Source organism: Acetobacter conturbans (assembly GCF_011516755.1).
Taxonomy (GTDB): Bacteria; Pseudomonadota; Alphaproteobacteria; order Acetobacterales; family Acetobacteraceae; genus Acetobacter; species Acetobacter conturbans.
In genome coordinates, this window is the sequence record NZ_WOSY01000005.1 from 93,508 (window position 1) to 109,026 (window position 15,519).

Consider the following 15,519-nt stretch of genomic DNA (forward strand, 5'->3'; position numbering starts at 1 on the left):
GGTTTGTTTTCGATTAACGACGCGCTTTCAACAGTGTCAACAAAATAAAACGTAAATGTTTTGAATTACAAAACATCCCGGCATTTTTCTTGTTTTTCCGAGAGGTGACAGCAGGCGGCCAGGAAGATCCGGGTCTGCAAAGATCGATTTCTGTCTGAATTGTGGCGATATCGTATCGTTTTGCACAATTGCCACAGGCGCTGAATGTTAATGAAATGTTGACGTTTTATTCGCTGGAACACGAATTGAAAAAACATTAACGAATGGTGACATGGTGTGTGCGGTTACAGCCGCGCATTCCCTAAAAGTGCCTCTTGCACGCTTCTGACTTGGCAGGCTGTCAGGGGGCGTCTCGAGCTGAAAACGGAGACCAAGACAGATGCGTGAACTCACAATGGTCGAAATGGGTGCGGTCGCTGGCGGTTGTTGCTGGCAGCCCTGCAGACCTTCACAGCCGGTCGCACCGAGCTGCGGCAACTCCTCAGCGGCCCTGATTGCTGCCTATGCCGGTTATCTCGCGGGCGAATACAACGTTGTGGCTGATATCTTCAATCATGCCAGCTGCTCGACTGTTCAGCAGGCGGTCTCCAACGTCTGTACTGATATCAAGACGGGCTATACAGCCGGTCTGAGCATGACGGTTGCGCAGGCGACGACCCTGCTCACAAACGTGACCAGCGAAATCAAAAGCTCCATCACGATCAGCGGTTGCGGTGGTATCAGCGCGATGAATCTCGTCGATTTCCCCCCGACCGCTTCCAGCGGCACGGCTTTCGGCTGATCCCACGCGCAGTGGCTGACGGCAGGGGCTTTTCGTGATTAAAGCCCCGTGTCGGACTAAAGGCACTCACACGTCCTTTTCCGGCGTGTGGGTGTTTTTTTTGTTTTCTTTATTCTTTTGATGCGACTCTGTCTCTCCGAACGCTTTGTACCCAAGGGTCTGCCTGCCATATGTCTTCTCTCTACCGTCCGGAAGCGGTCGATGCCCGTCGCGATGCATGGCTGGGGCAGGTTCAGGCGACACAGTCCCTCTCGATTCGTGTGATTTCCTGGGTGACGGTGGGCCTTGTCCTTCTGACACTCGTCTACCTCCGCTTCGGGATCTATACGCGCCGTGTCCACGCGACAGGGTACATGCTGCCGCCGACAGGCCTGATCACCATCGATGCCAGCACGGCGGGGATCATCAGCAAACGGTTCGCGGAAGAAGGGCAGCACGTCCACAAGGGTCAGCAGCTCTTTGTCGTCGATCTGGAGGCGCGGACTTCGAGCGGCCCCACGCAGGTACAGGTGCTCACGCAACTGCGTCGGCAGAAGGAGCTTCTGGAACGGCAGAAGGAAATCCGTGTCGCGGATGCGCCGGTCGAGAAGCAGGCCCTGGTCAACCAGATCCGCAATCTTGAGCAGCAACACCATCTCACAGGCATGCAGCTGGCTAATGACGCCAAGGTGCTTCCGGTCGTGGAAGCCGCCGTCAATCGGATGAAGAGCGCCCAGACCGCCCATCTCGTGACGGAAACACAGTTCCAGAGCCAGCTCTATACATATGCCCAGCTTCTCAGCAGTCACGCGCAGTTCCTGCAAAGCTATACGGACACCGAAGGCAAGATTTCCGACAATACGTCCAAGCTGATCCGGTATGATCGTCAGACAGCGCACGATATCAATGATCTCGACCGACAGATCGCCGATCTCGACAAGCAGATAGATGAGAGCGAAAGCCACCGGGAAATCGTCATCGACGCACCGGAGGATGGCGTTCTCTCCACCGTCCGGGGCAATCTCGGTCAGCAGGTAGCGGCGGGAGCAGCGCTTGTCACGCTCCTCCCTACAGGCCGCGCGCTGGATGCCGAACTGTATGTCAGTAGTGCCTCGATTGGCTTCCTCCGTCAGGGTGAGCCGGTTCGGATGCGGTATGCGGCGTTCCCTTACCAGCGTTTCGGACTGGCGCGTGGCCATGTCAGCGAAATCACGCGGGCACCCATCACCGAAACGCAGCCGGGGCAGGGCCAGCAGCAGGCGGGAGCCGGCGGCAAGGACAAGAAAGCGGCGTCTTCTGAGGGCGGTGATCTTTATCGCATCCGGGTCAGTCCCGATCAGCCGTACGTCATGGCTTACGGAGAGAAGAAGCCGCTTGAGGCCGGGATGGAAGTCGAGGCCGACATCGCCATCGACTCCCGGCGTCTCTATCAATGGATACTGGACCCTGTGATCAGCATGCGTGAAAGCGTCACTACCATCGGCAGCGGGCTCATCGACAAATGAGCGATGCTTTTGAGGCTCTCCAGTTTGGGTTCGGCAAGAAAACGCCGGTGGTGCTTCAGGTAGAAGCCGCGGAATGCGGGCTCGCCTGCCTGTCCATGATCATGGGTCATTATGGCCACAAGATCGATCTGGCCACATTGCGCCGCCGCTACTCGGTTTCGATTCAGGGCGTGACGCTGCGCAGTCTGGTCCAGATCGCGGATCATATGGGGTTTTCGACCCGCGCTGTCCGTCTTGAACTGAATGACCTTGCCAATCTGAAAAAGCCCTGCATCCTCCACTGGGGGATGAATCACTTCGTGGTGCTTCTCGAAGTCAAAGGGCGACGGGTCACCATCAACGATCCTGCTGTCGGGCGCCGTATCCTCGATATGGCCGAAGTGTCGCGCGAGTTTACCGGCGTGGCGCTGGAAGCGACCCCCAACGAGACCTTCGAGCGCAAGGACGAGCGCGAAACCATCCGCCTGCGCGATCTCTTCGGTCATGTCGCGGGGTTGCGTGGCGCGCTCATGGGCCTGTTCTTCCTGTCTCTCGGGCTGGAAGTCATCGCGCTGATTTCCCCGATGGTGTCGCAGGTCGTCATCGACGAGGTGATCGTCACCGCCGACCATGACCTGCTGAAGACCATCACCTTCGGGCTGGCATTGCTGCTGCTTTTGCAGATGTTCATCGGTTCCGTCCGCACATGGGCTGTCACCCTGTTCAGCACGCGCGTCGGGCTGGAGTGGAGCACCAGCCTGTTCGATCATCTGACCCGCCTGCCGCTCGATTATTTCAGCAAGCGCCATGTGGGGGACGTGCTCTCACGCTTCGGCTCGCTCGGCACCATTCAGCAGACGATGACCACGGACATGGTGCAGACCGTCATGGACGGCATCATGGGCGTGGGCATGGGCATCATGCTGTTTGTTTACGGTGGCTGGCTTGGGCTGGTCGCCTGTATCGCGCTGGTGCTCGATATCGTCCTGCGTCTCGTGACATACAGCACCTACCGCGAGGCATCCGAAGAACAGATTGTCGTCAGCGCCCGTCAGCAGAGCCATTTCATCGAGACGCTGCGCGGCATGGCCAGCGTCAAGCTGCTCGGCCTGCGCGAACGCCGCCGTTCGACATGGCTCAACATCGTCATAGACAGCATCAACATCAAATTGCGTCTCCAGCGCTTCGACCTGATTTACGGACGGCTCGGAGATTTCATCTTCGGGGCCGACCGCCTCATCATGATGGTGCTGGGCGCAACACAGGTCATGGACGGTTCCATGTCCGTCGGCATGCTGGTGGCCTTCCTGTCCTACAAGGACCAGTTCGCCAGCCGGGTAGGGTCACTCGTCAACACCGCCTTCAAATTGCGGATGCTGAACATCCAGACCGACCGTCTGGCCGACATCGTGATGACCGAGCCGGAGCCGATTTCGGAAGGCATGCCCTCCGATCACACCGGTGCCGCCCGTCTCGACTGCCGGGGCGTGTCCGTGCGCTATGCGGCTCAGGAGCCGTGGATTTTCCGCGACGTCGACCTCGATATTCCCGCCGGTTCGAGCGTGGCGATTGTCGGGCCGTCCGGCTGCGGCAAGACAACCCTGCTCAAGGCCATGATGGGGCTGCATCCTCTGGATGAGGGCACCATCTATCTCGACAATGTGGATATCGCGGTCCTCTCGATGGAGACCTATCGTGAGCGGATCGCTGGCGTGCTTCAGGATGATGGCCTGTTCTCCGGGTCCATCGCTGACAATATCAGTGGCTTTTCGGAACAGCCGGATCAGGATCTTATCAACGAATGTGCCGCCAAGGCGGCGATTTTTGACGATATCAAGCGCATGCCGATGGGTTTCGAGACGTTGGTGGGCGACATGGGCGGTGCGCTTTCGGGCGGCCAGAAGCAGCGCGTCATTCTTGCGCGCGCCCTCTACAAGCGTCCGCAGATCCTGTTTCTTGATGAAGCAACCAGTCATCTCGACGAATATACCGAGTCCATTGTCGCCAACTCGCTGCGGGAGATGAACATCACCCGCGTGATGGTGGCTCACCGTCCGGCGACGATTGCTCATGCGGACTATATCTATTCGTTCGAGCCGGGTGGCGTTCTTACGCTCCACAAGGCTCCCCCGACTGCACCTGTCCCGTCCTCGCAACCGGCGGCTCCGGCAACGCCGCCATCCGCCAGTGGAACGGGCGGCGCGTATGGCGCATCCTTCGGATATGGGAGCGGCTGGCCTGCCAACCCTCAGTCGTAAGGACTGATCGGGCCGGGCCCAGAAAGGGCTGCTTCTGGCGCTGACTTCAGGAAATGGCCCTGAAATCAGCACCTGCCAGCTTCTTTGCCAGCGCACGAGTCAAACTCGTCTTTCGCTGGTATTGAGTATGGAGCAATCATAAAGAGGAAAACGTCATGCGGTTTGTGCACAGTTCGGACTGGCAGATCGGCAAGACGTTCAATTTTGCCCCTGACGACGTGCTGCACATCCTGCAACAGGCGCGGCTCGACGCTATCAGCCGCCTCGGCAATCTTGCACGGGAACAGGGCGCGAGCGATGTGCTCGTGGCGGGCGATATCTACGATTATGAAAGTCCGTCGGACCGCACGTTGCGTCAACCGCTGGAGCGGATGCGGCAGTTCCCAGAACTCCGCTGGCACCTCATTCCCGGTAATCACGACTTTCATCAGCCCAACGGTGTGTGGGAGCGCGTGAGACGCCTCACGCTGCCCGAGACTGTCCGTCTGCATCTGTCGCCGGAACCGGTGGCGATCACACCTGACGAGCAGGTCTGGCTGCTCCCTTCCGTCCTGACCCGACGCCACACGACCAGCGATCCGACCCTCTGGATGGACGAGGCCGCGACACCGGAAGGCGCGATGCGGATCGGGCTGGCGCATGGGTCGGTGCGCGAATTCGGTGGCGATGGAGAGCAGCCGAACCTGATCGCCATCGATCGTCCGGTCCGTGCCGGTCTGGCCTATCTCGCGCTGGGCGACTGGCACGGTTTCAATCGTATCAGTGACCGTTGCGCCTATTCCGGGACGCCCGAAACCGATGGTTTCGACAAGGGGGGCGATGGTGGCGGCTCCGCGCTGGTCGTCTCCATCGAGGGTCCGAACGCCGTGCCGGACATCACGCCGCACAGGATCGGGCATTTCTCCTGGCACACAATGCAGGAAACAGTGACGTCTTCGGAAGACATCGACACGCTTGAAAATCGCCTGCGCTCGCTTGATGCGCAAAAACTGAGTTCGGTGCTTGTGTGGCTGAAGGTCGAGGGACATCTCGCGCTGGACGATATGACAGCGTTTGAAGAGCGCATCGTGGGGGACGTTGGTGCGGGTCTCTGCCTGCTTCGCATGGATCAGATGCCAGATCTGGTGACGTCTCATGCTGATCTGGCCACTTTCGGAGAAGCGGGCGTTGTCAGTCGTGCGGCCGGCCGGTTGCAGGAACTGAGCGAGGCCGGGGGGCCACAACAGCAGCACGCCCGGGCCGCCCTGCAACGGCTGGCCGTTCTCTGGCAGAAGGAGAAACGCGCATGAGTACCGGTGGTCTGATCTTCACCGCGCTGGAAGTCGAGCAGTTCCGACGCTTCAGCGGAACCTGTCGTCTCGATGGTCTTGGCCCGGGCCTCAATCTGCTGGCCGCTCCGAATGAATCCGGCAAATCGACGATGCTGGCAGCCTTGCGGGCACTGTTTCTTTACAAATTCAGTTCCAAAACGCAGGCCATCAAGGATCTCGCTCCGTATGACGGCGGTTCGCCCTGTATCCGCGCGGACTTCACGCTGGATGGTGTCCATTACAACGCTGAAAAACGCTTTCTCGGACGTAATTTCGCCCGCCTGTCGGAAGATGGACGCGTTCTGGAAAACGATGAGGCCGAGGCGCGCATTCAGTCGCTTCTCGGGCTGGATGCGGCCCGGCGTGGCGAGGCGGACGGGTTGCTCGGGGCGCTGTGGGTGGAGCAGGGCAGCAGCTTCGCACAGCCCGAGCTGTGCGATACGGCGCGGGAGAGTGTGCAGTCCTGTCTGGCGGTCGATCTCGATGAAATCACCGGTGGTGCGGACGCGGGACGTATCCTGAAGCGGGTGCAGGACGATCTGAACGAACTGGTGAACGGGCACGGCAAACCGAAAGGCCGCTATGCCGCAGCCCTTGAGGGCGAGGAGGCCGTCACAGGCCAGATCGACATCCTCGAAACACGTCGTCGCACGCTGGAGCAGGATCTGGCCGATCTCGGCATGAGCCGTCGGTTGCTTGAGCGGGAAAACGACCCGGTGCGGCAGCAGGCCGAGCAGGAAGAGCTTGAGCGTGCCAAAGCGAAGAAAGAACAGCTTCTGCGTTTCGCGACGCGGGAAGCGCAGGCGCAGGCCGCCGTGCAGGAAGCGGACCGCGAGCTGAATCGTCATCGCGGCACGCAGGCGGGTCGGACAGAGCGGCGCGCCCGTCTGGCAGCGGTGCGTAAAGATTATCTGACAGCCGTTGAAGAACGCCAGCAGGCGGAAACGCGTCTGCGGGAAGCAGATGACGCACTGACCCGCCAGAGCGCTACACTCAGCACGCTGGAACAAAAGCGCACCGCCTCGGCCGCGGCCGTCACGCAGGCGGAGCGGCATGTCGAACGCCTGCGTCTGAAAGAGGAAAGAGACGCAGCACACCACCGGCTGTCCCGTCTAGCAGCGCTGAGTGAAGACGCTGAAAAGGTTCGTGCCACGCTGGCGGCATGCAGGGTGGACGAAAAACGCCTGAAAGCCGTCGAGATGGCCGAACAGGCGTTGCACAAGGCAACGGTGGCGCTGGACGCGCAGGCAACGCGACTGGATATCGCGCTGGAACCGGACGCCGTGAGCCGCGTGCGACTGAACGGCGAAACCGTGCGCGATGGCCGGCTCTCGCTGGTCGATCCGACAGAACTCCACATCGAAGGCGTCGGCACGTTCCGCATCATTCCTGCCATCAGCGATCGGGTGGCGATACAGGAGGCTGTGAGCCGTGCCCGGCAGGCGTTCCGGAAGGCGCTGGACGAGGCCGGTTGCGCCGATGTTGCCGCCACCCATGCCGAAATGGGGCGACGTCGGCAGGCGGAGCAGGACAGGCGTCTGGCCGATGACCGGCTGAAGGCGGCGCTGGAGGGACTCCCGGCGGAGGCAGCTACATCGCCGGACAAGGGGATCTTCCATCTGCGGCAACGGGTCGCCGATTGTGACGCTCAACTGGCGCAGTTCGCGACAGACGCCACTGAAACCTCGCCTGTTGCGATGGATGAAGCCCGAGCGTGTCTGGCGGAAGCAAAAAAGACTCTGCTGATGGCCGAGCAGGCTGTGGCCAGAACGCGGGATGCCTTGCGGGCACCTGTTGCTGAACAAGCCCTTGCGCAGAAGTTGTTCGTGGCACGGGATACCGAAACCCAGCTTCACAAGCAGGGAATCGAGCGGTTGCAGGCCGAGGAGGATGCCACACAGGCGGCGTTGCCGGACGTAGCCCTCGACGAGCAGCTTCGCAGGGCACAGGACGTCCTCGATCAGGCGGAGCGGGCGAAAGAGCGGCTGAACGCGGACCGGCCACCGGAGTCCGAGGCTCTTATCGAAGCCACGATCAGTCGACTGGAGGAGCACGTAAAGGGACGACAGGAAAAGCTTGTCCGGCTGCGGGAGGACTTCGCACGCTGTCAGGCGGCGGTGCGCGCTGCGGAGGGCGACGGTCTGGATGAAGCCATCGCCGCCTGTCAGCGAGAGATCGACCGTCATTGCACCGAGCGTGAAGCCTGCGAACGGGATGTGGCTGTGTTGCGTCTTTTGAAGGAGACACTGACGGCGGCGGAGCGCGAGACGACAGAGCGTTACCTCGCACCCCTGACCCGTATTGTGCAGCCCGCCATCGAGATGTTGTTCCCGCGTGCCAGCGCCACACTGGATGACAGGTTTTCCGTCAGTGGACTGACCCGCGGACGCACTCAGGAAGATGTCCAGCGGCTGTCGGATGGCACGCGGGAACAGATCGCGGTGCTTGTCCGGCTTGGTTTCGCTGATCTTCTGCGGGCGCAGGGACGGCCTGCCATGCTGGTGCTGGACGATGCCCTGTGCTTCTCCGACGCAATGCGGATGAACACGGTTTTCGACATTCTGACGGACGCCGCGCGGCGGATGCAGATCATCGTCATGACCTGCCGTGCCGAGCAGTTCACGGGGCTGTCCGCCCGCCCCCTGCGGCTCGAAACAAGGATCGCGGCAGGGTGATCCGGACACACCTGAGAGGAAATGGGGCGAATTTCGGCTGCCCTAAAGATGACAGGAGGGCCTGACGTTGCTAGAAGGCCCGCAACGCCCGGCTGCGGGTGGTCTGGTGCAGTTTCACGGGAAAATCGGCCGATGAAGATCGTCGCTTGTAACAGCAATCCACCGCTGGCCGAGGCCGTTGCGGCCGAGCTCAACATGTCGCTCTGCAACGCTTCGGTCCGCCGTTTTGCGGACATGGAAATCTTTGTCGAGATTTTCGAGAATGTGCGTGGCGAGGATGTGTTCGTCGTGCAGAGCACCTGCACGCCGACGAACGACAACCTCATGGAACTTCTGATCATGCTGGACGCGCTGCGGCGTGGTTCGGCCCGCCGCATCACGGCGGTCATGCCCTATTTCGGCTATGCGCGTCAGGATCGAAAGTCCGGCCCTCGCACGCCGATCAGCGCAAAACTGGTCGCCAACCTGCTGGTCGAAGCGGGCGCCGACCGTGTCCTGACCATGGACCTGCACGCCATGCAGATTCAGGGTTTCTTCGATATTCCGGTCGACAACCTCTATGCCGCGCCGCTCTTCGTGCGTGACATCAAGGAACGCTACGGCGATCGCGACCTGATGATCGTTTCCCCGGACGTGGGCGGTGTGGTCCGCGCGCGTCAACTGGCGCAGCGCCTGAACACCGACCTCGCCATCATCGACAAGCGCCGCGAGCGCGCCGGTGTGTCCGAAGTGATGAACGTCATCGGCGACGTGAAGGGACGTCACTGCCTGCTGGTTGACGATATCGTCGATAGCGGCGGCTCGCTCTGCAACGCTGCGCAGGCCATTCTGGCCAACGGTGCGGCCTCGGTGGGTGCCTATGTCACGCACGGCGTTCTCACAGGAAAAGCCGTCGAACGGATCACCAGCTCTCCCATCGAGATGCTGACCCTGACAGACAGTATCCCGGAGACCGAGGCGGTGAAGGCGGCCCACAACATCCGTCAGATCACCATCTCCGGCCTGCTGGCCCGCGCGATGAGAGCCGTCACCGACGAAAGTTCGGTCTCTTCGCTGTTCGACTGACAAGACAAGAGGATGTCCCTGTGATTACGCCAACGCGTTACTGGTATCTCCGTCATGGTGAGACGGACTGGAACAGGCAGGGGCTCTCGCAGGGGCGCACCGACATTCCCCTGAACGAAACCGGTTTGCAGCAGGCCCGGTCCGCCGGGAAGATGCTGGGGCAGGAAGCAACCGGCGATCTCCGGATCACGCGCATCGTCTCCTCGCCGCTCGCCCGCGCGTTACGCACGGCGGAAATCGCCGCCGAAACGCTGAAAGAGCAGCACGGCGTGCGGCCGATCCTCACCATGGATGTGGGGCTGGAGGAAGTCTGCTTCGGTGAGCAGGAAGGTCGTCCGATGGGCGACTGGTACGATGACTGGATCGAGGGTTTCTACACCCCACCCGGCGCGGAGCCGTTCGCATTCCTGCGTGATCGCGCTGTCGCGGCGCTGAACCGGGCGCTGGACGGCGAAGGCATGGTGCTGATCGTGGCGCATGGTGCCCTGTTCCGGGCGCTGCGGTCCGCCATGCGGTTGCCGGTGAATGTCCGGCTTCCGAATGCCGTGCCCATTGTGGCGCAACCCCCGAAAGAGTCTGCTGCACCCTGGGAACTGAAACCGTTCACCTGAAACCGTTCACTGGAAAACGGTCTGGGCGTCCTTCATCCGAAAAGATCGATGGCGGCGGAGGAACTCTTCTTGCCGTTCTTTCCCGCACTTTCGCTGGTGATGACATTGCCGGTGGCATCAAGACCCATCGAGAGCGAACTGCCGTTTCCACGCTGGCTCGCCGCGCTGATGTTGGTGTCGGCAACCTTGGCCGGGGTGGCGGACGTGCGGGCGCGGTGCTGGATGGCCAGAAGATCGTAGCTGGTGCCGCTCAGGCTGGTGGAACTTGTCATGGCGTGCCTCCTTTTGAAACATCCGGCAGTGTGCACCACAGGCGTTAGCGCACGGTAAATTGACTCCCGACGGGTAATCGACATTGTTTTCGCAGCGTTGCCTGCCTGTAACGTCACATGGCGTTTCAGAGGGAGTGTTCGCAGATGTTTTTCAGAAAAACGGTTCCGGTCGCATTGCTGGCGGCCTCGGTGTTCGCAATCTCCACGCCGATGGCGCTCGCCGCCGGAAAAGGCGAGATGTTCATGGGGCAGTTCACCACAGAACACGGCACGACATCCCACCCGATGGGAGACGTTCATGCCAGGCTGAACCCCACGACACATGAACTGACATACAGCATCCACTGGAGCGGCCTTACGGGCGACGTGAATGCCGCGCATTTCCACGGTCCGGCTGCTGCCGATCAGGAGGCCGGTGTGCTTGTCCCGATCGATGGCCCCTATACGAGCCCCCTCAAAGGCAAGGTGCAGCTCGATAGCCAGCAGGCCGCCGAACTTGAGGCCGGGCAGGTCTATGTGAACCTGCACACGCAGGCTTATCCGAACGGTGAGGCCCGTGCACAGCTGATAAAGCACTGAGACCTGTACCTCTCAGCCCCCACGCATCTGTGAAGCGATCGCCTGCGGAATTCCGTTGAAAACCACACGGTGTTTTCGCGTATCACGGCATCAGTCCAATAGAAGAAACAAGAAGAAGGACGGGCCATGTTTGATGCCGTGATGATCGAAAAGACGGAGACGGGACAAAGCGTTTCCCTGCGTCAGGTGATGAAGGACGAGCTTCCCGACGGCGATGTGCTGGTGAAGGTCGAATGGTCCACGCTCAACTACAAGGACGCCCTCGCCATCACCGGCAAGGGGCCGATCGTGAAGTCATGGCCGATGGTGCCGGGCATCGATTTTTCCGGCACGGTCGTCGAGTCCCGCACGCCTGACTTCAGGCCCGGCGACAAGGTGCTGCTCAATGGCTGGGGCGTGGGGGAAAAGCACTGGGGCGGCCTCGCCGGGCTGGCGCGGGTCAGCGGCGAATGGCTGACCCCGCTTCCTGCCGCATTTTCCACACGACAGGCCATGATCCTAGGCACGGCAGGTTACACCTCCATGCTCTGCGTCATGGCGCTGGAACATGCCGGTGTGCAGCCCTCGGGCGGACCGGTTCTGGTGACCGGCGCGTCCGGCGGGGTGGGAAGCATTGCCGTGATGCTGCTCTCGGAACTCGGCTATGAGACGGTCGCCGTCACGGGACGCATGGCGGAAAAGGACTATCTGGAAAGCATCGGCGCAAGCCGGGTGATCGACCGCGAGCCGTTTACCCACAAAGGCCGTCCTCTGGAAAAAGCCGAGTGGGCCGGGGCCGTCGATGTGGTCGGCGGGCAGGTTCTGGCGTCCGTCTGCGCAGCCATCCGGCCTCGGGGTGCTGTCGTAGCCTGCGGTCTCGCGGGCGGCATGGACCTGCCACTGACCGTCGCCCCTTTTATCCTGCGCGGCGTGAGCCTGCTCGGCATCGACAGCGTTCTGTGCCCGCGTGAAGAGCGCAGGGAGGCATGGAACCGTCTTGCCGCGCTGATCGACGTCACGCGGCTGGAAAATGTGGTCAGCGAATACCCATTGTCCAAGGCCATCGAGGCCGCCCATGCGCTGATGGATGGGCGCACGCATGGGCGTATTCTGATTCGCGTCTCGGAGTAGGGTGTTTCAGCACACTCCTTGAAGGGGATGCTTTCTCAGGGCTTTGCCCTGAAACCCACCAAAGGCTGTGCCTTTGGAAACCGTTTTGTGGGTGTTACGGGATGACCGCGATGCCCGTGATTTCCACTTTCCATGTCGGGTCCGCCAGCTTCGCCTCGACCGTGGCGCGGGCAGGCTTGTTGCCACGATCCAGCCACGCATCCCATGCCCGGTTCATGGCCGCCATATCGTTGATGTCGGCCAGAAAGATCTGCACGGAGAGAAGATTGCTCTTGCTGGTGCCAGCCTCGGCCAGCAGCGCGTCGATCTGGCGCAGGATGTCGGCTGTCTGTCCCTCAGCGTCCAGGGTCGCGTCATCGGCAACCTGTCCGGCGAGATAGATCATGTTGCCGCAGACGGAGGCTCCGCTGAGACGTTCTTCGGGGGCGAGGCGTTTGATGGTCATGGGGTGCCTGTGTTGTGTGAATGAAAGAATTTTATAGGCTTAACACAGGTTGATCGTTTTCTGAGGGTGTCTGTATTTCCGCATGGAAAGCATTCGCTCGCGCCTGATGGCGGACATCCGGCAGAGATGTTACGTGTTGGGCCCTTCATGAATTCAGGAATGCGAAAAATGCTGGCGAAGATTCAACCGGGCGCGACATTCAGGGAGAACCTTCAGCATCTACCGTCCATTGATGGCGTGCAGCGCATCGACCTGATTGATGGAGCGGGTGTGGTGGTTGCCAGTATCGAGAACCAGCCGGGTAAGCAGGGTTCGCTGGCTGTCTATCAATACCTCAGGCACGCTTTTGGCACGCTGGATGCAGAAGCTGCTGAGCATGGTCTGGCTGTGTTTGGTGAGCATACGGTGGATGCACGGAAACGGCCGAGGGCGCATCCGAATATTGACCGTTTATTGGAGATTGCCGCTGGTGGTGCGCCGCTTAGTGTCGACACCATCGTTGCTGAGCGCTGAAGGCCTCCGCAACCTCAGTGACTGGGGCGTCGGCTTTGGGGGAGAGCGGAAGGTCGGCTTTGGCCGGGAAATAGGAAGAATGGAATTGCATAGTGGGGCTCAAGCCGATTTTTTTTCGATCCCTCTATATAATTTCTATTACAAAGATATCATATCGGCTTCTTTTTCTGATTTCTCGAATCTTTCCCACATGCCTAAATTGGAAAGCTCTTTTTTTATCCATTGATAGTCACTATCTTTAAGAAGAACGGTGGCCGCTGTCGCGCTGTACTCTTTAGTAGATAAGCAAGATTTGAAAAGCTTTTCTAAAGCACGCGTTGCCTTATTAATATGATATTTTGTTTTTGTTCCTAGTAAATGACTTTCTATATCTTCTCTTATTTGACTTACTGCATCCAATATCTGTTCTCCAACTTTCATTCTTACACTAACAAGGCGATCTGTATCGTTAAGGTACAGGGTCTCTATGGTAGTTCTTCCGCACGAGGTGATCGGCTTAAATCTATATAAGTATAAATAAATATGATCTTTGGGATTGTCTGACGAGGGATTTACGATCATTCCATCTGAAATTACATCATGCGTTCCTTTATTTACATTGCATCTTTTGCATGATGGCAATAGATTATTCCACGATACTACTTTGTCTTGATATTTATCCTTGTAGTAAAAATGCTCCACTTCCATATATTTTGATTCTTCGTCTATTAGTGTCTCGCAATAAGCGCATTTTTTATGAGACATATGTAGGAGTGCTGTTCTTATGTAAGTAGTATTCCATACATATTTACCAGTTTTTTTGAATTCCTCAGTAAGATTATCTTGTGTTTTTTTATCGAGTTCCGGGGGCGGCAAGCTGCGTTTGATCTTAATCATCTTGGACTCCTGTCGCCTTTGATGACTGTATCTCTAATAACTTTCTAAGAGGGTTCGAGGGATGAAGCATTTCCAAAAGAATATTATATGCCTCTGTCGTAGCCTGTTCGTCGTTTCGATCTAGCGCATTATCAAAATTCTTCATCGCAATACGATACTCTGGTGTTTGAGTATCTTCCACACCCATGATTTCTGTTAGAATTTCTTCAATAGACCAACCAACAAAACCCCTTTTGCTTATGGGAAGATCTCTTACGAAAGTATTTCCATCTGCATCACGCGCGAGGGCTATCACTTCATTGGGCAGGGCTGTTTGTATAACGTGCGGACTATGAGTGGTGGCAATTATTTGCGCTTTTGGGAATGTTGATTTAAGTGCACCACCTATTTCACGTTGCCATATTGGGTGGAGATGTAAGTCAATTTCATCTATTAGTATTACTCCGTTAAATTCATCAACTGAGAGATTTAACCTTCTGAACTCAATTTCTTTTATTATGCCAAGCAATAAAGAAAATGCGGAGCGAAAACCAGATGATAGCATTTCAAAAGCAATATTTCCATTTTGGGTGTTGACTATTATATCAAAAGAAGATGTATCTACGTGTGATAACTTGACTGTCGGATCAAGTCTTGAGAATAGATTTATAGCTGCTTCAAGGTTTTTTTTACGATATTCTGGCCAATCATTTCCATGAGGGCGCATTAAATATCTATTGGCAAACCAGCTTTTAATTTCATGTGGGCTAATTCCCTTTACTGTTCTCTGCTGAACAGTCATATCGTTCATATCCGGGTCTGCTGTAATGGAATTATGTCTTGCGTATGCAAAATCCCGCACTGCACGAACAAAAATTACAAAATTCCCTCCTTCTCGATGTCCGAAATAGTCTGAATTTTTATCAGGAAGAGTTTCTTTGATATTCCCGGATATCTTTTTAATTTGATGATTTATATTGCAATCAACCTCTAAATAACCTGGATTTTCTCCAGCAGCACCCGAGCGACGCTTTAAAAAAGGAGAGGCTATATTGGGAGAAAATGCAGAAGAGACTGCTTCCAATATAGTCGTTTTCCCAACACCATTTGTTCCACAAATAATATTTAAATTAGATTGAAACGAGACAATAAAATTTCGAAATCCCGCAATATCTTTTAATTTTAATTCGACAATACTAACATTCACGACGTAAGTCCCGATTCTATATAATCTGTTTATAAAATCCTGCCAGAATAATTCTACTTAAGTCAATAGCAGGAATGTTAGAGTTATTTTTGGAAAGTTATGCACGAGTGTCTTGCTCGTAGCATGAGGTTTCCCATGTAAAGGGAACCGTCTGCTTTTGGGCTTGAATTTCAGTGTTCCGAATGTCTTGAATGAGGGCGTAAGCGGCCATATCTCCCAATATATTCCCACAACAAACCAGAAAATACTGAAACCGGGATCAAAGGGACTATGTCCCTTTGTGGGGCACGGGGCAAAGCCCTGTAAAACGCCTCCAACAAAAAAAGCCTTCCCCCGGAACACCCGGCGGAAGGCTTCTCCCCACACAATGCCCGG

Annotated in this window: 14 protein-coding genes; 10 read left to right on the plus strand and 4 right to left on the minus strand. The window is 57.5% G+C overall.

The window, feature by feature from the left end; all coding sequences use genetic code 11:
• Positions 1 to 379: 379 nt before the first annotated feature.
• The 7 genes from GOB81_RS06750 (at position 380) to GOB81_RS06780 (ending at position 10,163) form a co-directional block, all read left to right on the plus strand.
• The gene (locus GOB81_RS06750; protein ID WP_173569619.1) at positions 380 to 781 is read left to right on the plus strand and encodes a hypothetical protein; all 402 of its coding nucleotides are present in this window, start codon (positions 380 to 382) and stop codon (positions 779 to 781) included.
• A 170-nt stretch (positions 782 to 951) separates the two neighbouring features.
• The gene (locus GOB81_RS06755; protein ID WP_173569620.1) at positions 952 to 2,265 is read left to right on the plus strand and encodes an HlyD family secretion protein; all 1,314 of its coding nucleotides are present in this window, start codon (positions 952 to 954) and stop codon (positions 2,263 to 2,265) included.
• The gene (locus tag GOB81_RS06760) at positions 2,262 to 4,502 is read left to right on the plus strand and encodes a peptidase domain-containing ABC transporter (RefSeq protein ID WP_173569621.1); all 2,241 of its coding nucleotides are present in this window, start codon (positions 2,262 to 2,264) and stop codon (positions 4,500 to 4,502) included. Before GOB81_RS06755 ends, GOB81_RS06760 begins: the two co-directional genes overlap by 4 nt.
• A 155-nt stretch (positions 4,503 to 4,657) precedes the next feature.
• The gene (locus GOB81_RS06765; RefSeq protein WP_173569622.1) at positions 4,658 to 5,791 is read left to right on the plus strand and encodes a metallophosphoesterase family protein; all 1,134 of its coding nucleotides are present in this window, start codon (positions 4,658 to 4,660) and stop codon (positions 5,789 to 5,791) included.
• Entirely contained in the window at positions 5,788 to 8,487 is a 2,700-nt protein-coding gene (locus GOB81_RS06770; protein WP_173569623.1) for an AAA family ATPase, read from the plus strand. Before GOB81_RS06765 ends, GOB81_RS06770 begins: the two co-directional genes overlap by 4 nt.
• A gap of 132 nt (positions 8,488 to 8,619) precedes the next feature.
• Positions 8,620 to 9,552 (plus strand): ribose-phosphate pyrophosphokinase, encoded by a 933-nt coding sequence (locus tag GOB81_RS06775; protein ID WP_173569624.1) that lies wholly within the window; start codon positions 8,620 to 8,622, stop codon positions 9,550 to 9,552.
• A 20-nt stretch (positions 9,553 to 9,572) separates the two neighbouring features.
• Positions 9,573 to 10,163 (plus strand): histidine phosphatase family protein, encoded by a 591-nt coding sequence (locus GOB81_RS06780; RefSeq protein ID WP_173569625.1) that lies wholly within the window; start codon positions 9,573 to 9,575, stop codon positions 10,161 to 10,163.
• 32 nt (positions 10,164 to 10,195) lie between these two features.
• Here the strand turns inward: GOB81_RS06780 and GOB81_RS06785 are convergent, their stop codons facing one another.
• Positions 10,196 to 10,435 (minus strand): hypothetical protein, encoded by a 240-nt coding sequence (locus tag GOB81_RS06785; RefSeq protein WP_173569626.1) that lies wholly within the window; start codon positions 10,433 to 10,435, stop codon positions 10,196 to 10,198.
• Between the two features lie 144 nt (positions 10,436 to 10,579).
• On the opposite strand from GOB81_RS06785, the gene GOB81_RS06790 reads away from it, so the two are divergent.
• A complete protein-coding gene (locus GOB81_RS06790) occupies positions 10,580 to 11,014 on the plus strand; it encodes a CHRD domain-containing protein (RefSeq protein WP_173569627.1) in 435 nt (144 codons plus the stop codon).
• A 126-nt stretch (positions 11,015 to 11,140) separates the two neighbouring features.
• The gene (gene acuI, locus GOB81_RS06795; RefSeq protein ID WP_173569628.1) at positions 11,141 to 12,124 is read left to right on the plus strand and encodes an acrylyl-CoA reductase (NADPH); all 984 of its coding nucleotides are present in this window, start codon (positions 11,141 to 11,143) and stop codon (positions 12,122 to 12,124) included.
• A 94-nt stretch (positions 12,125 to 12,218) separates the two neighbouring features.
• Here the strand turns inward: acuI and GOB81_RS06800 are convergent, their stop codons facing one another.
• Complete coding sequence (locus GOB81_RS06800; RefSeq protein ID WP_173569629.1) at positions 12,219 to 12,569, minus strand: RidA family protein; 351 nt, start codon at positions 12,567 to 12,569, stop codon at positions 12,219 to 12,221.
• Positions 12,570 to 12,737: 168 nt separating this feature from the next.
• On the opposite strand from GOB81_RS06800, the gene GOB81_RS06805 reads away from it, so the two are divergent.
• Entirely contained in the window at positions 12,738 to 13,082 is a 345-nt protein-coding gene (locus GOB81_RS06805; RefSeq protein ID WP_173569630.1) for a DUF2322 family protein, read from the plus strand.
• 138 nt (positions 13,083 to 13,220) lie between these two features.
• Here GOB81_RS06805 and GOB81_RS06810 read toward each other — a convergent pair whose 3' ends face one another.
• Both GOB81_RS06810 and GOB81_RS06815 read right to left on the minus strand, forming a co-directional pair.
• Positions 13,221 to 13,958, minus strand: coding sequence for an HNH endonuclease (locus GOB81_RS06810; protein WP_173569631.1), 738 nt, complete (start codon positions 13,956 to 13,958; stop codon positions 13,221 to 13,223).
• Positions 13,951 to 15,144: an AAA family ATPase gene (locus GOB81_RS06815; RefSeq protein ID WP_173569632.1), complete on the minus strand. Its 1,194-nt coding sequence runs from the start codon at positions 15,142 to 15,144 to the stop codon at positions 13,951 to 13,953. The genes GOB81_RS06810 and GOB81_RS06815 overlap by 8 nt, the downstream gene beginning before the upstream one ends.
• Between the last annotated feature and the right edge of the window lie 375 nt (positions 15,145 to 15,519).